At 30.1% G+C, this 20,723-nt stretch carries 20 protein-coding genes and 1 pseudogene; 16 read left to right on the top strand and 5 right to left on the bottom strand.

Features of this window, described 5'->3' with window-relative positions:
* Window positions 1-85 precede the first annotated feature (85 nt).
* The 4 genes and pseudogenes from ACYSNM_RS08365 to ACYSNM_RS08350 form a co-directional block, all read right to left on the bottom strand.
* Entirely contained in the window at window positions 86-295 is a 210-nt protein-coding gene (locus ACYSNM_RS08365) for an IS3 family transposase (protein ID WP_461756485.1), read from the bottom strand.
* 17 nt (window positions 296-312) lie between these two features.
* Complete coding sequence (locus ACYSNM_RS08360; protein ID WP_461756538.1) at window positions 313-828, bottom strand: IS3 family transposase; 516 nt, start codon at window positions 826-828, stop codon at window positions 313-315.
* A gap of 92 nt (window positions 829-920) precedes the next feature.
* Entirely contained in the window at window positions 921-1,076 is a 156-nt protein-coding gene (locus ACYSNM_RS08355) for a hypothetical protein (RefSeq protein WP_461756484.1), read from the bottom strand.
* 48 nt (window positions 1,077-1,124) lie between these two features.
* A pseudogene (locus tag ACYSNM_RS08350) lies at window positions 1,125-1,247 on the bottom strand (helix-turn-helix domain-containing protein); the annotation flags it as partial.
* 289 nt (window positions 1,248-1,536) lie between these two features.
* Here ACYSNM_RS08350 and ACYSNM_RS08345 point away from each other — a divergent pair.
* The 3 genes from ACYSNM_RS08345 (at window position 1,537) to ACYSNM_RS08335 (ending at window position 2,602) form a co-directional block, all read left to right on the top strand.
* A complete protein-coding gene (locus ACYSNM_RS08345) occupies window positions 1,537-1,851 on the top strand; it encodes a transposase (protein WP_461756483.1) in 315 nt (104 codons plus the stop codon).
* A 221-nt stretch (window positions 1,852-2,072) separates the two neighbouring features.
* Window positions 2,073-2,420 carry a hypothetical protein gene (locus tag ACYSNM_RS08340; protein WP_461756482.1) on the top strand — a complete coding sequence of 116 codons (348 nt, stop codon included), beginning with the start codon at window positions 2,073-2,075 and terminating at the stop codon, window positions 2,418-2,420.
* Entirely contained in the window at window positions 2,414-2,602 is a 189-nt protein-coding gene (locus ACYSNM_RS08335) for a hypothetical protein (RefSeq protein WP_461756481.1), read from the top strand. Before ACYSNM_RS08340 ends, ACYSNM_RS08335 begins: the two co-directional genes overlap by 7 nt.
* Before the next feature lie 278 nt (window positions 2,603-2,880).
* On the opposite strand, the gene ACYSNM_RS08330 is transcribed toward ACYSNM_RS08335, so the two are convergent.
* Window positions 2,881-4,278 (bottom strand): neutral/alkaline non-lysosomal ceramidase N-terminal domain-containing protein, encoded by a 1,398-nt coding sequence (locus ACYSNM_RS08330; RefSeq protein ID WP_461756480.1) that lies wholly within the window; start codon window positions 4,276-4,278, stop codon window positions 2,881-2,883.
* A gap of 95 nt (window positions 4,279-4,373) precedes the next feature.
* Here ACYSNM_RS08330 and ACYSNM_RS08325 point away from each other — a divergent pair, with 95 nt between their 5' ends.
* The 13 genes from ACYSNM_RS08325 to mdlC all read left to right on the top strand — a co-directional run bounded on the left by ACYSNM_RS08325 (window position 4,374) and on the right by mdlC (window position 20,722).
* The gene (locus ACYSNM_RS08325; protein ID WP_461756479.1) at window positions 4,374-5,510 is read left to right on the top strand and encodes a DegT/DnrJ/EryC1/StrS family aminotransferase; all 1,137 of its coding nucleotides are present in this window, start codon (window positions 4,374-4,376) and stop codon (window positions 5,508-5,510) included.
* Window positions 5,511-6,029: 519 nt separating this feature from the next.
* Window positions 6,030-6,836: a 6-phosphogluconolactonase gene (locus tag ACYSNM_RS08320; protein WP_461756478.1), complete on the top strand. Its 807-nt coding sequence runs from the start codon at window positions 6,030-6,032 to the stop codon at window positions 6,834-6,836.
* 616 nt (window positions 6,837-7,452) lie between these two features.
* Window positions 7,453-7,587, top strand: a complete 135-nt coding sequence (locus ACYSNM_RS08315; RefSeq protein WP_461756477.1) for a hypothetical protein — start codon at window positions 7,453-7,455, stop codon at window positions 7,585-7,587.
* Between the two features lie 71 nt (window positions 7,588-7,658).
* On the top strand, window positions 7,659-8,747 hold the full coding sequence (locus ACYSNM_RS08310; RefSeq protein WP_461756476.1) for a hypothetical protein: 1,089 nt from the start codon (window positions 7,659-7,661) through the stop codon (window positions 8,745-8,747).
* Window positions 8,748-10,467: 1,720 nt separating this feature from the next.
* Window positions 10,468-10,815 (top strand): hypothetical protein, encoded by a 348-nt coding sequence (locus tag ACYSNM_RS08305; RefSeq protein ID WP_461756475.1) that lies wholly within the window; start codon window positions 10,468-10,470, stop codon window positions 10,813-10,815.
* A gap of 13 nt (window positions 10,816-10,828) precedes the next feature.
* A complete protein-coding gene (locus ACYSNM_RS08300) occupies window positions 10,829-13,153 on the top strand; it encodes a hypothetical protein (RefSeq protein WP_461756474.1) in 2,325 nt (774 codons plus the stop codon).
* Between the two features lie 6 nt (window positions 13,154-13,159).
* Window positions 13,160-13,459, top strand: a complete 300-nt coding sequence (locus tag ACYSNM_RS08295; RefSeq protein WP_461756473.1) for a hypothetical protein — start codon at window positions 13,160-13,162, stop codon at window positions 13,457-13,459.
* Window positions 13,460-13,963: 504 nt separating this feature from the next.
* Window positions 13,964-14,602, top strand: a complete 639-nt coding sequence (locus ACYSNM_RS08290; RefSeq protein ID WP_461756472.1) for a DUF4377 domain-containing protein — start codon at window positions 13,964-13,966, stop codon at window positions 14,600-14,602.
* 266 nt (window positions 14,603-14,868) lie between these two features.
* Complete coding sequence (galE, locus tag ACYSNM_RS08285) at window positions 14,869-15,888, top strand: UDP-glucose 4-epimerase GalE (RefSeq protein ID WP_461756471.1); 1,020 nt, start codon at window positions 14,869-14,871, stop codon at window positions 15,886-15,888.
* 805 nt (window positions 15,889-16,693) lie between these two features.
* A complete protein-coding gene (locus ACYSNM_RS08280; RefSeq protein WP_461756470.1) occupies window positions 16,694-17,152 on the top strand; it encodes a hypothetical protein in 459 nt (152 codons plus the stop codon).
* Complete coding sequence (locus ACYSNM_RS08275) at window positions 17,124-17,822, top strand: hypothetical protein (protein WP_461756469.1); 699 nt, start codon at window positions 17,124-17,126, stop codon at window positions 17,820-17,822. Before ACYSNM_RS08280 ends, ACYSNM_RS08275 begins: the two co-directional genes overlap by 29 nt.
* Window positions 17,823-17,825: 3 nt before the next feature.
* Window positions 17,826-18,668 (top strand): hypothetical protein, encoded by an 843-nt coding sequence (locus ACYSNM_RS08270; protein ID WP_461756468.1) that lies wholly within the window; start codon window positions 17,826-17,828, stop codon window positions 18,666-18,668.
* Window positions 18,669-19,111: 443 nt separating this feature from the next.
* Window positions 19,112-20,722: a benzoylformate decarboxylase gene (gene mdlC, locus ACYSNM_RS08265; protein WP_461756467.1), complete on the top strand. Its 1,611-nt coding sequence runs from the start codon at window positions 19,112-19,114 to the stop codon at window positions 20,720-20,722.
* The last annotated feature ends 1 nt before the right edge of the window (window position 20,723 follow it).

Below are 20,723 nucleotides of genomic sequence, written 5' to 3'. Positions count from 1 at the left end.
TGGAGAAAAGTATATAATATTTTAAATAGAAATCGCGCGATGTCTTGGACTGAACTCAAAAAGTTGGACCAAGTTTTGCAATCTTTTAAATGGAATGAGCTCGGTATTCTACTGGGCTCATTCCATTTAAATTAATTCGTATTCGCTCGCAATTATAGTATTTTTGGTACTGTTTAATTCCCTGTGCCAACTCCAGTATGGAGTTGTATTTCTTTAGATAAAATAGTTCTGATTTCAATACTCGAAGAAAATTTTGGATTATAGTATTATCTAGGCAGTTTCCAATTCTAATCATAACTTTATTTAATTTATCTAGGTACTTCTGTAATCTATATTGCCATCCTTGATCCGAATGAAGTATAGTTTCAATATTAGCTGCCTTGTCTTTTCTTCTTCTTTTAAAGGCTTTATTATAAGTATATTAAGGATCTGGTGATAGTTTGGAGTAGTGGATAAATTATAACTAATTATCTCTCCATTAAATAAGTCTATTATTGGAGATAGGTATAATTTATTACCCTTAACATTAAACTCTGTAACATCAGTAGCCCACTTTTGATGAGGCTTTGTGGCATTAAAATCACGCTTTAGTATATTGTCTGCTGCTTTACCTACATCTCCTTTAAAGGACTTGTATTTCTTCACTCTAATTACGTTTTTATGACCTAATTGTTTCATTAGTTTAGCGACTGCTTTAAAGTTTACAGCTGTTTCAAGTTCTTTTCTAAGAAGCAGAGTAACTCTTCTGTCGCCATATAAACTTCTATGTTTTTTGAACATACGAGTTACATGCTTGCCTAGTTCGGCATGTTTATCTAAGAAATCTATACTCTTGGTGTGATAATAATAAGTACTACGAGATAGCCCAGCTAAGTGTAGTAAATACTCTAGTTTATGTATGCGCCTTAGCTCTGTAATTATTACGGCTTTTTCTTTTTGGCTTGCTTGCTTTGAGTCAAGGCTTCCAACTTTTTTAGATAATCATTTTCTGCGCATAAGTATGCAAGTTTTATTTTCAGCTTTTCTACTTCGCTCATAGATTCTTTTATCCCTGGAATATTACTTTTCTTAGTCATCTTGGTACTTATTTTATCTTTTTTAAAATGTGCACCTCGATTAACTTTCAAGCCTTTAAATCCATAACTCCGAAATTTCCTAATCCACTGAAATAACACAGAAGGTCTTGAAATCCGATACTTTACGCAGGTGTACATCAAAGATAATCCACTTTTTTGATACTCTTGAATGGTGCTTGTTTTTCTTTTGCCATAAAGCTACTTTTGGAAATATCTTGTAGGCCTTGTTCGCCATAAACTTCGTAAAGCTTGAACCAAAATTGTAGGTTTGATTCTCTTATTTTTTCTTGCCTTGTTAACTCTCTTACGCTATTCTCTCCATTTGAAGTTACAGTTACTAAACGCAAGTTAAATACATAATTTTCTATTTGTTTTTTACTTTTGAAAAATGCTCCAAAATATATTAGCCCCTAAATAAGCTGGAGTGAAATTAATAAATTAATTACATAACTTTGGACTTGTGAAATATAAGAAATGGAGCTTATCGGAAAAGCTATCAATTTTACAGGAAGCAGAAGAATACGGGGCAATAGAAACTTGTCGTAAACACAGTTTAAGTACAGGTACTTTCTACTCATGGAAGAAGAAATTCGATTCTCAGCGAGAATTGGGATTAAAGCCTGCTGTATCTGATAAATCAAAAGAACTTAAAAAAGCAGAAGAAGAGAATAAGAATCTTCGTAAGCTACTAAGTGATAAAGAAATAGAGTTAGAAGTTCAACGTGAACTACTAAAAAAAAAGTTTGAGACATCGGATCCAAAAAAGATCTGGTAGACAGCTTTTATGCTAAATACCAAGTTAGTAGAGCTAAACTAATACTTTGGGTTGGCTTAAGTGAAAGCACGTACTATTTCAAAGGTTCTGGCAAACCTAAAGGTAATAAAGCTACTTTATTAACCTATCATAAAACCCATGGATGGGTTAATGAATAAACTGTTGTAGAGTCAATTAAAGAGCTTTTAGAGGACGATTTTATGGATTGTGGTTACCGCATAATGAGCGAGTATCTTAAACGTGATGGATACACTATTAATCATAAAAAAGTATATCGTATCATGAAAGCTGCTAAGCTTTTACAAACTCGTATAGCTAGAGATCACTCAGATAAGAAGTATGTTCAGCATCGTAAAGTAAAGACCACAAGACCTTTAGAATGCATCGAAATGGATATTAAAATGGTATGGATACCACAAAAAGGGAAAAATGCGTACTTACTTTCTGTAATTGACGTACACAGTCGTAGAATATTAAAAGACTACTTCAGCTTTAATATTAAACAAAAACAGGTTATAGAACTACTATCAGTGCTTTTTGAAGAGTTAGATTACCATGAAAAGTGGTAATTAGAACGAATAATGGAGGTCAATGTATTGTAAAAAATGTAAGAGAATATCTTTCTTTAGTAGGTGTATCACAGGAGTTTACATACTTAGTAATACCAGAGGAAAACGCTCATATAGAAGCCTACCATGGTTCTTTAAGGAGAGAAGTTTTCACCAAGTTCGAATACTTTACTTTTGGATAAATAGAACAGATATTAAAGAACTATGTAGTGTTTTATAATAACAAAAGACTACATGGCTTGCTTGGAAAAATCACTCTAATGGAGAAATGTGAAATGGATAAACACTGGATTTTAAGCAGGAAAAAAGCAGCCTAAAACATTATACTTTAAAAACTTAAAAATACTCTGGATTGTAGGGGTAAATCATAAAGTATCTTCTAGGTCCATAAATTTCTATATCAGAGGTGTAGATCTGGATATTTCACTCCATCGTATATTAAATTAGGATACTTTATTAATTATTTTTTCTTCGAAAGTTCTATTATTTTTTCGACTATTTTATCCGAAGAATTTTCTTCAACTCTACTTACTGTAATCCAAGTTTCATAACCACCTTTTTCATGTTGAGCTGGTGTAGGTAGGTATCCCCAATGTCCATTTGCTAATCCTACAGTAAAATAATACTTTGATTTTATCCTAGACTTTAATTCAAGACCAGTTTCCGCAAAAACTTCAAATGGAATCGTTGAGAATTGTAGTTTACCTATTGTTACTACTTGTAATGGAATGGATATTTCAGTGGGATAGTCTCGCTCTAATGCTTTTAATCTTGTGACATAGTTTTTTTCTTGTTGATGAAAAAGTATATTTTTTTTGTCATTGTTTTCTATCAAAAGCATTTTTTCTTTTAGTTCCTGATTGGATCTTCTAATTTTTAGAGTCAAGTATTCCTCTTGATAGTTTAAATTTATTTTGTCGTAGAATTTAATTGTAGAATATTTGTGTTCTAGTGATTTAGCTATATCTAGAGCTAGTTCCTTCATTTTTTGGTAGTATGGTAGGCTTGGAGAAGCTAAATTATAGTTGTTATTATTGATGTCTCCCGAAGTACCATTAGACATTAAAGCATTGAAATTAGGATTAGAGTGACCATTGTTAAGTAATTGATTTACATATGAATCAAAGAAGCCATAATAATCAGCAGAGATATTTTTAGGAGCTGTTCCTCCCACATAATGTAGAGAATAATTAGAATATATAGCCAAGGGAAGTCCAGTCTTTTTTAATCTAATAGCTAAAAATGTTACAGTCGGATCTGTAGGGCCAGCTGGTTTTAAAATATCTTTATTTTGGAAACCTGGATTCATTTTAACTTGTTCCTTTATTCCGAAAGGATTTATTTGTGTAGTTTTCATATACCACCTTCTATTGAAAACATGTTCTTTTTTATCAAATTTTCCCCAACCTATTTCGATTGGTTCTAGTGCAGAATTTGCATTTACTATACTTCTTACTACTCCATTTACAATTAGCTGTTGATAAGAAGTTAGTTTCTTATTGCCAAATTGTATAGGAGACCCGTGAATAATGATTCCTGAATGTGTATGCGTAGCCGAAATGATGGTTTTGTAGTCCTTTATGGTTTCATTTTCTATAATTTCATTATTTATATGCTCTACTATAAATTGTGGAATGCCTTGTGTATCAATTGTAATTAAAGCTAATTTTGTAAAGCCATCATTGAGTAAAATTGTTTTTATATATAAAGAGTCATTTAGGGTGTTAGTCTGAGTGTGTACCACTTCAGGAGGAGTTATATTGAATCTAGAAGTTGCACCAAGAAGTTTTTTTTCTTGTGCTTTTAGAATAAATGAAAAAAATATAAAAAATATTATTAATGTAACCTTGTTCTTCATTATTTTAGGTTTGAAATGTGTGTTTTATTTTTAGTCTTATGTTAAGGAAATCCTTACATTTGGCAAGTTAGTTTAAAAAAAAATTATAATATAATATGAGCTCTAAAATATGGTTATCTTCCCCTCATATGGGAGGAAAGGAACAAAAGTTCGTTAACGAGGCTTTTGATCAAAATTGGGTTGCTCCTTTAGGTCCTAATGTTAATGGATTTGAAGAAGATATAAAAGTTTTTCTAGATTCTAATGTACATGTAGCTGCTTTAAGCTCTGGTACTGCTGCATTACATGTAGGACTTATAAATTTAGGAGTCAAACCAGGAGATGATGTAATTTGTCAAACTATGACTTTTTCTGCATCTGCGAATCCTATCGCTTATTTAGGTGCTGTTCCAGTTTTTATTGATAGTGAGATGGAAACATGGAATATGTGTCCAAAAGCTTTAGAAGAGGCTATTATTGATCGAAAAGCTAAGACAGGTAAGTTGCCAAAAGCTATTATTCCAGTTCATCTTTATGGTATGCCTGCTAAGATGCAAGAGATTATGGAAGTGGCTAATAGATATGGTATTCCTGTGCTTGAGGATGCAGCAGAAGGACTTGGGAGTACTTATAAAGGGAAATCTTGTGGAACTTTTGGACAAATGGCTGCTTTAAGTTTCAATGGAAATAAAATTATTACAACTTCTGGTGGTGGTGCATTAGTTTGTAACACTAAAGAACAAAAAGACCATACTGTTTTCTTATCTACACAAGCGCGCGATGATGCTCCACACTATCAACATTCACATATTGGGTATAATTATAGAATGAGTAATATTTGTGCTGGAATTGGTAGAGGACAAATGGAGGTTTTGTCTGAAAGAATTCAACAAAGAAGAGATAATAATAAATTTTACCAAGAGTTATTTGAGTCTATTGAAGGAGTAACAGTTTTTATCGAGCCAAATGAAGATTATTTTTCAAATCATTGGTTAAGCTGTATAACAATTGATGAATCTATTACTGGGAAAAATCGAGAAGATTTAAGATTGGCTTTATTGGAAAACAATATAGAGTCTCGTCCATTATGGAAACCTATGCATATGCAGCCAGTTTTTCAGAATGCTGCTTACTATGGTGGTAAAAATGCAGAAACCCTGTTTAATATCGGATTGTGTCTGCCTTCTGGGTCAAATCTTAGAGAGGAAGATAGAGAGAGAATCAAAACTGCAATTATAGGGTTCTTTAAGTAATACGTTTTAGTGAAAGTCTTGGGAGTTTTTCCACTTACAAGACTTTTTTATTTTAATAGAATTATTTATAGATTGTTTAGTAGATTCTAAAGGATAGTTATCGAGATGTTTCGAAATCATGGCCAATTCACTTAAAATTAATTTTGCATATTTTACTGGCATGCAAATTGCTTGTGTTAATTATTGTTGATATAAGCTAAATTTAAAGAAGGTAAAGTTTCTTTTTTGCATTAACAAAAAATTTCTTTTATTAAAGATCTTTTAAGGTTACAAGAGTTTACTTGCCTTTTAAAAAGTGCACTTTTACAAGGTTTATGGTGTTATGTGCGAATATTTATGTACTTTTGGGGTTCACATATTTGCTATGATATTGTTGAATGAAAGTTACTTCTTACTAACGCCTTGTAAAACGGATATATAATATTCGGTGGTAGTAGCTTTTAAGTTAAATCAGCTATGTGCCGCAGTATAGAGATTTACTGTGTTTAAGAATTAATTGTTTCACACTATTTAATGTAGATGAAAAATATTTATAATCCATCCAGAGCTTTAAATGAAGAGGCTATTAAAGTCTATTCAGATGATTTAACAGCTTCTGTTTATGTAGCAGGTAGAATTGCTACAATAATTGAAAACAAACAACAACTAGGAGAAGCTGCTGTTTTAGGTTTAGCCACAGGTGCTACCCCAAAAGGAGTTTACCAAGAATTAATACGCTTACATAAAAATGAAGGACTAAGTTTTAAAAACGTAGTTACTTTTAATTTAGATGAATATTATCCTATGCAGCCAGTAGAGGAGTTAAGCTATGTCAATTTTATGAAGAATAATTTATTCAATCATATTGACATAGATAAAAATAATATTCATATCCCTGATGGTACTTTAAGTTATGACGCTATTAAAGACTACTGCTTAATTTACGATAAGAAGATTGCTGAGTTAGGAGGATTAGACATGCAGTTATTAGGAATTGGTAGAACTGGACATATTGGTTTTAACGAACCAGGTTCTTTAGTAGATTCACCAACGCGTTTAGTTACTTTAAATGATTTAACACGTAGAGATGCTATCAATGACTTTAACGGTTTAGATAATGTACCTACCCATGCTATTACGATGGGGATTAAAACTATCACAGAAGCTAAAGAAATTATCCTATTAGCTCTTAGTGCTAGAAAAGCAGAAATTATGAAAAAGACTTTAGAAGGGAATATTTCCTCGGAAGTTCCAGCGACCTATTTAAAGGGATTTGATCACGTAGAGTTTGTACTAGATCAAGGTGCTGCAGAATTGCTTCAAAAGGTACCTGTAAATTGTATATAAGGATATAACAATCCATAAAGATAAATTTAAAAAAGCTGTTTCACTTTAAAGGTGGAACAGCTTTTTTTATTTTTTCATTTGACTAATTTTGGCTTTAGTTAATTTGAAATTTATTATACTATTCAAAAGTTGTAACATAGCCCCACCTTCTTTGATTTAACTAAAGATGCTTTATATAATATCTAGTGTTCATTGTATAAGAATTCCTTTCTAAAGTGTATAGATAGCCACTTGATCAATTCTACTAGAATATTTATTTGAATTCTAATGATAATTAAGGTTGTAATTCTATATCTAGTCACCCTAATGTTAATTATGTTTTAAATCTTAAGAAGAACATATTTTACGTAATAACTCCCTCACTAGGTATTGAGAGATTTACATAGTGGTCTACAAGTGTTGAACTCCGTAAAGGTGAATAAACAGCTTCTATTATAATATTATAGCCCTTTATCACTAATACTAAGAATTAAAGATACATGATAGTGAAAAATTATTTTAGCTGTTTGTAAACGAGGTTTTTATTTATTATTTTTAAAAGTGACGAAAATATCGACTTTTCCAATTTTCTATCGTTTAATTTTATCCAATATTAATTTTAAAACGTTTTTCTATTATGGGAAGAAATCACAATGCGGATATTAGCAATGCTAATCATGGAACTTCTGGGACGAATGATACTTATCAGCAAGCTAATGATAATCATTCGAATCAATTAAATCCAAACAACGATCTATATCAAGGCGAATAGGTTTATTTAGCACACAAATAGAGCTACCCTTATTAAAAATTATGGTAGCTCTACTTTAATCTGTAGAAAATATGTACAATAAATTTAACAAGGATATACTCAAGTATCTGCCTAAGGAATTTAGTGAGGAAAAAATTAAAGAGATTTCAAATTTATTAATCTTTACAATAGAAAACACAAAGATAGTTGCTTTAGAGTATTTTAACCAAGAGGTTGAAGATGTTGAATTAAAAGAAAAGTTTGTGTTTGAATTTAATAAGTACATAAACTATGTATTAGGGGATTCTTCTGATATAATTCAAATTCTAAATAGATTAGGGAAGAGTAGATTCTTAAACAGTTTGTTTGAGATTTTTTATCTATTTATAGAATCTTTCTTTACAAATAGTGTGTTAAATGGTAAAATAGATTTCGGCCATCAGCTAAATTTATGTTTAACGTCTTTATTAGAAAATGATTCAGAAGAAGTTAAATATGAGTGTGTTTTTATTTTAGCCCTAATAGAAGTTGTAAATCGGGAGAAGATCCTTTTAAAAGTACAAGGAGTTATATTTAATGACGAAACATTTTTAACTAAATTATTTCATGATAAAAAGCATAAATTAGTGGATAAGGCTAGTTTAAGTAAGGATGAATTTGGTATTTCGAAAGAAACATTAATAAAGTTAATTAAGAATTCTACGCATAATGCGGATACTTTACTAGGCACTTATTTCTTATCAATGGATCAAATAAGTGAAATAATAAAGCTATTAGTTTTTTATCCTGATGAGTTAAGGGATCTTAATGCAGGGGAATTAAGTACAACATTAGGTAAGATTAGTACTATACGTACAGCTACTCATTACTATATGCAAAACAATGATAGATTAGATTTTGATATTCAAAAGATATCATTTGTATTAAAAAAGATAGATATCTTACGGTTTTTAAGATTAATAGATCCTAGTGCAAAATATAATGATAAAAAAGTTAAAAATGCTATTGTTATTTGTGATCTAGACTCAGATGATACCAAAGATAATAATGATAAAATGATCCCATTTAAGTTATTTGAACAAGCAGTATTTTGTGCATTAAATGAATATTCAAGAGAGTATAAAGATATTAAGACTTGGAATGATATATTTCCAGAGATGGAAAAGTATATTGTAATTTAGATTTGCCTGTAAATATTTTGCTTCTTAGAATTAAGAATGCAAGTCTATGATGACTTTTCCTCTTTTTGGTATTGGTTTGTTTGGGAATAAAAAAAGATCTTGATCACATTAGAGATTTTAGTAGGTCACTTTTTATATTTTACATAGGAAGAGACTACGTGAACAAGTTTTTTTTGTGATTATAGGAAGGAAGAAGTTATCTTAAAGTATATAAACTTAGTGTGTTTGTTTAGGAGCCGTTGATAGTACAAACTTAATAGTGGGGACTGTAAAATTGCACTTGTCAATTAGTTTATTTCAATACTTTACAAAATCAACGTATTTAAAAATCCTTTGACGTATTATAATTAAAAAGTTAGTTTATAGGATAAAACTTATTTTATTTTCATAGTCAATTGATTTTGGCCAAATTTACTACCGAAGTTTTGGATATTAGTAAAGAAAGTTGTGACAGTATGGTTTTTCTTTGTAAACTGCAAAACGTAGTTTAAAATTATATATACTTTTAAGTTTATCAGTGAAAAATAGTTGAATATAATAAGTATGTATTTTAGACACGCCCAAAAAAGTCAGACATTTTTACCAGTATGTCCAGACAGTTTACGTAAGGCTATATTTTCTAAAGATAATAAATCACAGCAGTCATAGATTCTAATTGTATTAGTGAAGAAGAATTACCTATTTCGAATGAATTATTCTCAAAAGTAAGCTAGATCTATTCACAGTAAATTACCAAATTTTATTGGAGCGTCAAATTATTCTATATAGTTTAATTAAGACTTTATTATCAAGTTTATAATGGCATATCGCTCATGAGAGGGAATTCTTTATACCCTTTCTAAGTGAGTTGTCCCGTCAATTCCAAATAACTATTTTTCTTTTCAGTTATACGATTCCTTTTTCTTTAAAAGAGGAGGAAAAAGGAATGGAGTGCCTCAGAAAATATTTTTAAAGGCTACATAAGCCTAGGGAAATAATACCCATAAAGTTTTAAATATCTTAAATTCTTCTAGTCTAGTCTTATAAGGACTTAAGATAGACTACTTAGCAGCTATGTATAGGTATACCTTTTAGATTGTATTTCGCAATTAGGGAAAAATGTTTGCTTTAGCTATAGAAAAAACACGAAGTATAGATAGATTACTCTTTAAATAATAACATTAGAATGAAGTTCATAAGTTCTAGGACGATTAAGAATTAATTCTTTAAAATATGATTTATTCTAATGCTTAGATATGTCTCTATTTTTTAATTATCTATTATCGAAAGTAGAGACAGGCTAATTTAAGAAATATTTAATACGTCTAGTATAGTTTAAAGTTAATATTTTGAATGAATAGTGTTTTTTGCCTTTATGGAATTAAGTTTTTTATGCTTAAAACAGGCATTCACTGAATAAAAGTAGTCATTCAATAAAAAAACATCTATTAATGTTACAATAAGAAATAGCTTTGTAGTAAGATTTAGTTGATATAACAAACATAATATAACTATGTAACGGATTTTTTTGTGAAAGGTATAAAAAATAGAATTCTACAATGTCATAATTGTAAGAAATGCTTTTTAATGCAGCGGATAAACACAGAATACCGATCTACAATGCTGCTGATTAAACTCAGTAATTAATTATGAGATTAAGTGGTAGGTAGATGTTAGCAAAAACAGTGATAAACATTAAATCTTGGATATATATAGTTTTGAATACTAGTATTTTATTTTTATGACAGCGTTAGTGATAATTGGTATTGTGATTTGTATAATCGCATTTGGTTTTGTTGGCTATTATTTATGGTCATTTGCATTAGAAAAATATGATTATAATATTTTTAGTATAGGTATGATCATTAGAGGGTTGTTATCATTTGCTTGTGTGTTTTTAACTTTAGCTTCAAGTGATTATGATGATGGATCTTCGCTTGTTTTTATTTGTACAGCTTTGATTCTTTGGTTATGGACCTTCTTAGTTACTTGGCGAAGAACAAATATATTTATAGCATTTTTTAGTATAGTTTATCAGCTTATCGCAGTTTTCTTTATAAAATCTGCGATAAATAGATTATTAAGGTAAATAGTTAAAAGGTATGAAAACAAACGGTAAAAAATATTATCCTCTGATAGGAACCTATCTTGACAACTTAAAAGGGAAAGAAGTTTATTTCTCCAGAACTGCTTTAATTGAATTCATCAATCGAAATATTCCTTTGATTGAACAAGTGAAAATAGATTTATTTTTTGATGATGTCATTAAAGATTATTATCAGAATTTTGCCTCTAACTCTCAAAAAGAGTTACTTAGCAATTTCATGGTGAAAACACTCGTCGATAATCAATTAATTATAGATGAAAGGTCTGTAGATTTAATGCCAATGTCTCTAGATATAGAGTTTATAGAAGAGCAAAATATAGAGATTTCTCAAAAATTTGAGGAGCTAATAGAGAAAACACCTTCTTTGTCAATCCAAATATTTAACAATGTAGTTGAGGAATTAAATACAAAAATAAGTTCTATAAAAGAAGAATATGTTATTTCAGTAACAGGAAGTTCCAAGGTTGAAGCTATTTATAAAAATGCTGAGGATGTTTATAATTCTTATTTAGAGTTAATAAATACTTATGAAGCAATGAAATATGAAGTGCAGCGGCTATTTAATGATTTTAGTGAGCTAAGAGATAATTTAAAGTATTTCCGAGAAGACTTCTTTTATATAGTAAAAATTTATGGTGTATCTAGTATTCAAAAAAATGAAATAATTAAATTATTTGATTTTGCCGAGGTAAGATGGCTTGAGTATGCTGAAATTAAATCAAATTTAGACCTGGGTTTTCTTAAAATTAAAGAGCATTGTTCAACTTTTTATAAATTTGTCGAAGAGAATCTAGAAGATAATGTTGGAAATATATTCAATAAGCATTTCGACCAGATTAGTAACAAAATAGGCAAGAAGAGCTATAATGCAAATAAATTAAAGACCGATCTTATTACCGGAGGAGCTGAAATCGCTTATGGAGTAATAAAAGGTGTTATAGACAGTAGAGCTGAATCTAAAGTTGTTGTTGAAAATCTTAAAAAAGAAATAGAGTATTTGAAACTTTCATTTACTGAAGATAAATCAAAATTACAATCCGATATTTTTAGGTTAATAGAGCTTTTCGATACAGTTAAAAATACTTTTATTCCAATTACACATAAGTTTAATAATCTATTCTTTTCTATCTTAAGAGATGAGTTTTCATTCGCTGAAATTCTATCAAATAAAAGTATCATTGAGCTTTTGAATGAGAGGAAAGTTCTGTTGCAGGAGAATAGAACATTAGATTTAGTTATAAAAGATAAGCAAAATATCTGTGAGGAACTTAAATGGAATAAGGATGAAGCAGAACTTAATAGAGATTCCTATAAAGTACATTATGATTTTGCATTAACACAAAAACCAGAGGAGCCTTCTATTGTATTAGCGATCTTTACACTTGGATTTTGTCACCTTTATTATCCTTCGTACTTTGAGATATGGGAAAAAGCATTTATACCAATAGAGAAAGAATTTAACAAGCTAGAAAAAGATTTAGATAGACATTTTAACCTATATCAAAAAGTTACTATACAATTGCAAGAGGATACAAATAGGTGTAAATCTATAAAAGAAAGGTTAAAATTAATTGACACAGAGGTAAAGGATATACTTTCTAAAATTGATAAGAGAGGTCTTTTTGACTCTAAAGTTGAGTTATTAAGCAATTTGGCTACTACTTCAAGATTAGTTTTAGAAACCTCTATTCAAAAAGAACTGCTCAATCCTGAAAACTTTTTTGAATCTATAGAAACCTTAGGTTTAAGTCTTCAAAGTACAGCTAATTTTACCTTAACATCTAGTGTTACTATTTCTGGGGAGAATACTGAAAATATTTTTACGCACATTAATTCACTTGTTTCAAGATTAGAATCATTACCAACGATAAATGAATTAATAGAAGACTTTAGTGATGCTGCTGTAAAACAAAATAAAGAACTAGATAAAGAGGAAATTAGTTCTCTTTTACATTCCTTATCTTCTGAACTTGAACTTGAAAAATATAGTTATGGTGATCTCAAGATGAAGTTCATTGATAAAGTAGTGGAAAATACAATCTTTGATTATAATCAGGTTATTGGAATTGTAGATTCAGCGAAAAATTACCTGCAAAAAATGGAGGAAGCATATAAAATTAGAGAGGAAGTAAGACAATTACAAGAGATTAATCATAATAATGATACGGAAATTGCCAATCAACTTATGGTGCTTTCTTCTATAGTACGTAGAAAAGTTAATACAAGAAAAGAGAAAACGGCTGATTTATTACAGAATGTTTCTAATGATAATAATTCGGTTGAAGAAAAATTAAACACTTTCAATAAATTTTTAAAATAGTAAATAATGAATGTTTTAATAAGAATTTTAGCATCTTTCTTTTTATATCCTTGGCTTCCAATGTTATGGAAAGGATCTATTATTAGAAATACGAAGTACAAATCAGGAGTACCATTATTATCAAACTATAATAAAATGAATACTTTATTTGGTATTTGGGGGATTATTATGGTTATGATTGTTTTCACTTTTTTGGATAAAATAGGATCGTCTCAAGAAGGGTTATTAATTCCAGTTTTGATATTAGTTGTTAGTGGAGTTGCGTTAACTTATTTTAATGTTCGAGCAGCTCTCAAGAAGCTATAAAGTTATTATCAATTAGTTTTAAAGTTGGTGTTGTGCAGTATTTACTCTAGCATAGAGGAATAGTCACGCATATTAGAGTAATATGGCTTGTATTTATTTTTTATAAAGTGGGTAAGTTAATTAAATAGTAAGTGGAAAATGATTTTATAAACCTGCTATTATACAGGTATTAAATGAATTGAAATAAGATAGAAATATTTATATTTAACTTGAGGTATTTGTAATATATAAGGATTAGTTTATTACTGTTCTTAGATTGTGTTTTAGTGTATTTTTAATGGAGAATTATTCCAAAGGAAATTAAGTGAACATACTTTTTATAGAAGATAAAGGTAATCGGTAGTTGTAGTTTAGTTAAAAAAGAATCTTTTGAAAAATAGGGAATTGCTTTATTTAGAATATTTAAATTCACGAAAATTGGTAATATTTTCAAATTAATGTAGATTGCGCCTGTCTTACGTAGTAAGGCACTATAACTATTAATTACCTTAACCTAAACACCAAATGAAAAAAATTGCCCTACTATTATGTTTAATGATGATCAGTCTAGTAAGTGTTAGCTGCTCTTTAGATGATAATAACGAGAGCGGTAGAAGGAAAGAACCTGTTGAGATTAATATTCTACCAGAAACAGCTTATGCTAAATCCTCACTAATTGAAAACCTTTATGTAGAAGGAATATTATTTACAGAAGGTAAGGAGGATGACACTTCATTATTAATAGCTGATAATGACTTTTATCATGACATAGAATATGAGAAAGGATACCAATACAAAGTAGGCACTTTTAAAACTACTTTCAATCACCAAGGTGAACTCTCTACTCAATTTGAGTTTGTAGCTTTGCTTTCTAAAAAGGAAGCAGTTGTAACCCCAAGTGAAGAAGAGTTACTATTAACTGTTTCACCTTACTTAGTTAAGATACAGAATATTCTAAGTTCTGACAGACAATTAGCTATGTTAGCAAAAGTACAAGAGGAAGAAGAAGAGGAGTCATTAGATCCTTTCCCAATAATGAAAATTGAAGGATTTGATTATGAGGAAGACTTTACTTATGAGTTAAAAGTTAAAAAAAGCATCAAAAACAATCCTTATGGGGTAACTTATTCATTATTAGATGTTATTTCTAAAGAAGAGAAGTAATCAGCATTCTATAGATTTCAGTGAATATAGACACAAACATATTTATTTTAAAGACCTACAATTGTAGGTCTTTTTTATTTTTGTTTAAAAGTGTACTGAATAATAGATAACTTTTCTTTTCAGATTTAATGGTTATAATACAAAATTTATTTCTTAGAGGAAAATAGTAGTAAAATAGGGTATTGCTAGTTTTTACAATTATCTTTGCCTTTGAATTATAGACAGAAGAATATACTATCGCTATTTAGGCGCTTTTTTATAACACTATGAAAAGAGTTTTAGTAACAGGAGGGTTAGGGTTTATTGGCTCGCACTCGGTTGTAGAATTGCAACAACAAGGATATGAGGTGATCATTGCAGATGATTTATCTAATGCTTCTTTAGAAGTATTAGATGGTATAACTAAGATTACTGGTAAAACACCTTTATTTGAAAAGGTAGATTTAAGAGACAAAGGACAAGTAGCTACTTTATTTGAGAAACACCCGAATATTGATGGGGTAATTCACTTTGCTGCATCTAAGGCAGTTGGAGAAAGTATGCAGAAGCCTTTAATGTACTACGAGAATAACTTATTCACTCTAATTAATGTATTGGAGCAAATGGGGGAGCATGATATTGATAAATTAATTTTTAGCTCTTCTTGTACTGTATATGGTTATGCAGAGCAAATTCCAATTAATGAAAACGAAAGTATTAAGTCAGCTTTATCTCCTTATGGTAATACTAAACAAATAGGAGAAGAGATCATTCAAGATGTAGCTAGAGTATCTAACTTACAATCAATCTTACTTCGTTACTTTAATCCAATTGGTGCTCATGATTCTATTGAGATTGGAGAGTCTCCATTAGGGGTACCTTATAACCTAATTCCTTATATTACTCAAACAGCTTCTGGTAAAAGAGAGTTTTTATCTATTTATGGAGATGACTACAATACCCCAGATGGTACTTGCGTGAGAGACTATATTCACGTAGTGGATTTAGCAAAAGCCCATGTACTAGCTCTATCTAGATTATTTGAAAATCGCAACCAGCAAAATGTAGAGAGTATAAACGTTGGTAATGGAAGAGGATACTCTGTTTTAGAATTAGTAAAGTCTTTTGAAAAGGCAAACGGTATTACTTTGCCTTATGAAATTATGCCAAGAAGACCTGGTGATGTAGATGAAGCTTGGGCAGATAATACTAAGGCTAGAGAGTTACTAGGTTGGCAACCTACCTACGAATTAGACCAAATGCTAAAAAGCGCTTGGGACTGGGAGGTTAAATCTACTAAGAAATAATAAGTTTTTTAGTAGTTTCCTTTTGTTTAAGGGTGTTACTTAATATGTAGCTATAATGATTGTAGTTACGCAAAATATATACTTAAAAAGCTGTTCTATAAGTTACGTCAAGTAACTTATAGAACAGCTTTTTTATTTCATTTCTAATTACCAGGTATAATTGAATTTTATGTAAATGTTTGGATTTAAAAAGGTATCGTCTTAATGAGGAATTATTAGAATAGTATTTACAAAAGATATACTTGTACTATTAGTAAAAGTTTGAAAATACGCTGCTTTTATAGGATAGAGATTTAAACTATTTTATTCGTTATTTTGGAAGCCGTTAAATTACTAAAATATATTTTATAAATCAGGTGTGTTTGTATTTTAATATCTAGGTTATCAGTAGTTTGGGTAGAATTTTTTAGTTATTACCTGACTTCACACAAAGAAAAAGTGCATAGTTACAAATTAGAAAAAAATTATTCTATAAATATTTTTAATTTAAACAGTGAAATCAAGTTTCCTAATTTAAATAGTAAGTTTAGTTTGTGTGTATAATCGACTGTTGGGTAAGTGTTTAGAATTAGTTAGGCATATAAGTAAAACGGAAAATATGTATTTAGAGAAGACAGATACCTAACAGTTTGTTCCAATAAATCCGTCTTGGATGAAAAATGGGTCTGTGATTAAAGTTGCTCTATTAAGGGGTATGGAATTCATTTTAAAAGTAATAGGCTTTGTAATCTATGCTTAACTAGAATACAAGAAATTTGATAAAATATTAATTAGATAGTAAAGGTTAATTTAAATTATATAAAGTATGGACGATAAAGAAAGATTAGATAATTTGAAAGAGGAAGTGAATATTTATGGAGAATATTTGGGGCATAAAAAAGAATATCTTCAAGAAATAAATACTACTATAAACAATACAAGTAATCTTGTTAATACCATTGGAGGCATTGGTGAATTATATATAGAAAATAAGAGATTAGATGTAGCGAATCTTGCTTTGCAGAGGGATATAATTCAAATCACTAGTAATCATAAGGAGAAAATGACAATCATAAAAGAAGTCTTTTCTGAACGTGGTAAAATGCTTGATAAAACTTTTCAAATAGTAGATAAAGCATTAACAGAGGATAATGATAGCTTACTCTTTTCCGGACTTAAAGCAATGGATTCTTTAGCGAAGCACAATCCTTTACAAATGTTAGAGAAAGTAAACGAAATTAAAATAGATCCTAATAATGAAGAACCATTACAACTTGATTTTTAAGAGCTTTACTAATTTTTTTTTAGTTTTATTGTTTTTCAGTAGTTGCACAGATGCAAAAGAATTAGAAGAAAATAGTAGTGTAGAAAATATTGCAGCTGTAAATAATGAACAGTTTACCTCTAGTGTGGCTTTAGCTGAATTATATCAAGAACAATTTATTTCTGATAGTTTAACAGCTTATTTGGTAATATCTTTTTTTCTAGTAATCATTTATTTTCTTATAGTAAGGGGATTAATTATAAATGAGAAAGATAAAAAGCAACTATTTGACTCATATAGTGTAGAGGAAGCAAAGCTTAAAGCAAAGAAATATATTTTGTTTGGAGGTTCTTGGCCTTATTTGCAAAATAAGCAGTTAGCTAAAATAAAGGCAACCCTAGTTTTATTAACATTAATAATTTTACTAAAGGTCTTAATGACTTCTGGTGTACATTTTTCACTTTATCAATATGATCTTTTTTTCTATTTATTTTTAGTTTTGCTTATCACTAATGGAGCTTTTGTTTATTATGAATTCGCGCAAATTCCTACTTTGGTAAAAGAATTAAAGATTTCTTATAGGAAATCAATTGATTTTGAGTCACCTAAGAAGGCAAGTAAAAGGTTAACAGAAGCTTCACATGTACTTGAAAGTTCTAAAAGTCAATTAGATGTTTTATTAAAATCGTAGATTATGGGGTTAGACAATATACTATCCTTCGGAGGTAAGAAAAAATTAGAAAAAGAACAAACTGAGCTTAATTCTATAATTAGTAGATATAATATTATCGAGAATGAGTATATAAGACTACTTAAATCTAGAAGAACATTTGTATCTATTTTAGAAAACGAAAGGTTTGAAGCAGAAAGGAATTTTACACTTTTGACAAGTTTGATCGAAGTTATTAAAAGTACTTCGAGATCTGGTAGTAAGAAGGTTCAGGATGATTTATTTGTAGCAGCTCAGAATATAAGTTATCAAGATACTTTTGTTCATGCTGTTGTTGATGATCAAAGAATTTTTGACCAATCTCTCTCTCAATTTACTGACTTCGGGCAAGGTACAGTAACAAGAGTAATAGATTCATTTGCGAATAATGGAAAAATAAGTAAAAATGAAGTTAAAGAAGAATTAGTAGGGCTAGGAATTAGCGCTGTTTTAAGTGGAGTATCTTATATTGGTGGACTTAACAGTGAAATAAGTGAAAAAAGGCGAGAAATTGCTCAGCTTAGGGAAGAGATACAAAGTAACTTAGAATTGATCCTTACAAATTATCGCGAAATATATAAAGACAGCACTAGGGCTAGAGAGTTAGCGATAATCCTTAATAAGAATAATGAAGTTTTTTTAAACATTTATAGTAACTTGGTTTTTAAGTATTTTGTAGATTTCGATTTTGATAATTTAAAAACTTCTTCTAGAGAGGCTTTAAGTAAAGATTCTTATTTTCTCCAAGAATTGAAAAAATTAATTTCAATTTGTGGAGATTATTCTAGAATAAGGGAAACTAAAGTTACAAGAGAAATAAATAATTAGTATATGTTATAGTGTTTAAGCCTAAGTCAAATTATAGAAATTATCTAGCATTTTCGGTTTAGTTATATACTATAGTATTTGTAAGGTGTTAATCTTTAGTGAATATCATTGTATTAAATAAAAAAGTCATTTGTATTAAATAGGAGGATTTAGTTGATGTATATTAGATTTTACAAGTTTAACTATGAGGTTTTGAGGAGAATTTTTACGTAGAATTTATGCTTTATATTAAAACTTTAGCTACTAAAAATTAAAAGTAGATAATAAAGGTAGGGGATGTGTAATATCACCTAATTGTTGGTTTACTAATAACAACTACTATTGAAGCTAAAACCTCCAATTCTAATAGTATAAAATGATATGTTTTTTTCCTTTTTTTAAAGATACACGAGTTACTTTGACTTTTTAATCTTAATTTAGTGATGCTAAAATCAACATAAATTATGAAAACAGTAAAGGATAAAACATTCGAATTGCTAAGAAAGCTTGGTATCGATACAATTTTTGGAAATCCCGGTTCTACAGAGGAAACCTTCTTAGAGAATTTTCCAAGTGATTTTACTTATGTTCAAGTATTGCAAGAAGCCTCTGCAGTTGCGGCAGCCGATGCTTACGCACAGGCTACAAAAACCGTAGGTCTTGTAAATGTACACACAGCCGCTGGGCTTAGTAATGCCATGAGTGGTATATTATCAGCTAGTATGAACAAAACACCTTTGATTATTACAGCTGGAAATCAAACCCGTGAAATGCTACTTTTAGAGCCTTGGCTTACTAATGTGTCGCCAGAAGAGTTGCCTAAGCCATTTGTTAAGTGGAGTTATGAACCTAAAAGTGCAGAGGATGTACCAGACGCTTTTATGAGAGCCTATGCGATGGCTTTACAAGAGCCAGCCGGGCCAGTGTTTGTATCGATTCCCTTAGATGATTGGGGTAAAGCTTGTACAAAAGAAATTCCTGTACGCTCAGTGTCTAGTAAAGTTGGGCCAGATCCAGATCGCTTAGCTATTTTTGCAGATAAATTAAGTAAAGCAAAAAATCCCGTTTTAATCTTTGGAGCAGATATCGTTAAATTTGATGGATGGAAAAAAGCGGTAGCTTTTGCTGAGCTAATGCAAGTTCCAGTGTTTAGTGCTCCTGCTTCAGAAAAGATAGGATTTCCACAAGACCATGATCTCTATGCAGGTGGACTTCCTTTTGCTATCGGACCACTAAGTGATAAACTAAAAGGTTATGATGTAGCTTTAGTAGTTGGAGCTCCTGTATTTAGATATTATCCTTATGTGCCTGGGGATTATATACCACAAGGTTTAGAGCTATTACATATTACTAATGACCCAAGTGAGGCAGGTAGAGCTCCAGTGGGAGATAGTTTAATTAGTAACCCATGTATAGCCTTAGAATATTTAAGTAAACTTGTCAAAGTAGCTCCAAATAAATCAAAGCTAAAAGTAAATCAGAAAGAGTCCTTTACTGCATTAGACTTAAACAAACAAGAGAATATTACTGCTTTGGAGGTTTTCCGATCTATTAGAGAGGTAGCACCTAAAGATGCAATCTTAGTACAAGAATCTCCCTCAAGTGTGGCTGATCTTTTAAAAGCATGGCCTATCACTATAGAGGATGGTTTATATACTATGGCAAGTGGTTCTCTAGGATGGGGACTTCCAGCTGCTGTAGGAGTCGGCTTAGCGCAGAAAAAACTAAATAGTTCACGCCAAGTGGTAGCTATGATAGGAGATGGTTCTTTCCAGTATTCAATACAAGGATTATGGACTGCAAAACAGCATAATCTACCGATTGTGTACATCGTTCCAATCAATAAAGAATATGGTATTTTGAAAGCTTTCGCACAGTGCCAAGATACTCCAAATGTACCTGGACTGGATCTTCCAGGCTTAGACTTTTGTGCACTAGCAAAGGGATATGGTTTAGAGGGTAAAAAAGCTAAGAATTTAAAGGAGCTACAAGAGTTCTATAAAGAAGCATTAAAAGCAGGTAGTCCCGTTGTTCTCTCTATTGAAATTACAAGAGAGGTACCGCCATTATATTAAT

It is taken from the genome of Myroides sp. LJL116 (genome assembly GCF_054871685.1).
Note: the sequence above shows the minus strand (reverse complement) of the source record. Positions and strands in the feature narration are given on the sequence as shown.

Bases quoted from the DNA above. Each gene is read 5' to 3' on its own strand.
- ACYSNM_RS08340 (WP_461756482.1), top strand. From the start codon at position 2,073: ATGAGCGAGTATCTTAAACGTGATGGATACACTATTAATCATAAAAAA.
- ACYSNM_RS08355 (WP_461756484.1), bottom strand. From the start codon at position 1,076: ATGACTAAGAAAAGTAATATTCCAGGGATAAAAGAATCTATGAGCGAA.
- ACYSNM_RS08365 (WP_461756485.1), bottom strand. From the start codon at position 295: ATGATTAGAATTGGAAACTGCCTAGATAATACTATAATCCAAAATTTT.
- ACYSNM_RS08295 (WP_461756473.1), top strand. From the start codon at position 13,160: ATGAATGTTTTAATAAGAATTTTAGCATCTTTCTTTTTATATCCTTGG.
- mdlC (WP_461756467.1), top strand. From the start codon at position 19,112: ATGAAAACAGTAAAGGATAAAACATTCGAATTGCTAAGAAAGCTTGGT.
- ACYSNM_RS08320 (WP_461756478.1), top strand. From the start codon at position 6,030: ATGAAAAATATTTATAATCCATCCAGAGCTTTAAATGAAGAGGCTATT.
- ACYSNM_RS08315 (WP_461756477.1), top strand. From the start codon at position 7,453: ATGGGAAGAAATCACAATGCGGATATTAGCAATGCTAATCATGGAACT.
- ACYSNM_RS08290 (WP_461756472.1), top strand. From the start codon at position 13,964: ATGAAAAAAATTGCCCTACTATTATGTTTAATGATGATCAGTCTAGTA.
- ACYSNM_RS08330 (WP_461756480.1), bottom strand. From the start codon at position 4,278: ATGAAGAACAAGGTTACATTAATAATATTTTTTATATTTTTTTCATTT.
- ACYSNM_RS08280 (WP_461756470.1), top strand. From the start codon at position 16,694: ATGGACGATAAAGAAAGATTAGATAATTTGAAAGAGGAAGTGAATATT.
- ACYSNM_RS08270 (WP_461756468.1), top strand. From the start codon at position 17,826: ATGGGGTTAGACAATATACTATCCTTCGGAGGTAAGAAAAAATTAGAA.
- ACYSNM_RS08300 (WP_461756474.1), top strand. From the start codon at position 10,829: ATGAAAACAAACGGTAAAAAATATTATCCTCTGATAGGAACCTATCTT.
- ACYSNM_RS08275 (WP_461756469.1), top strand. From the start codon at position 17,124: ATGAAGAACCATTACAACTTGATTTTTAAGAGCTTTACTAATTTTTTT.
- ACYSNM_RS08305 (WP_461756475.1), top strand. From the start codon at position 10,468: ATGACAGCGTTAGTGATAATTGGTATTGTGATTTGTATAATCGCATTT.
- ACYSNM_RS08325 (WP_461756479.1), top strand. From the start codon at position 4,374: ATGAGCTCTAAAATATGGTTATCTTCCCCTCATATGGGAGGAAAGGAA.
- ACYSNM_RS08310 (WP_461756476.1), top strand. From the start codon at position 7,659: ATGTACAATAAATTTAACAAGGATATACTCAAGTATCTGCCTAAGGAA.
- galE (WP_461756471.1), top strand. From the start codon at position 14,869: ATGAAAAGAGTTTTAGTAACAGGAGGGTTAGGGTTTATTGGCTCGCAC.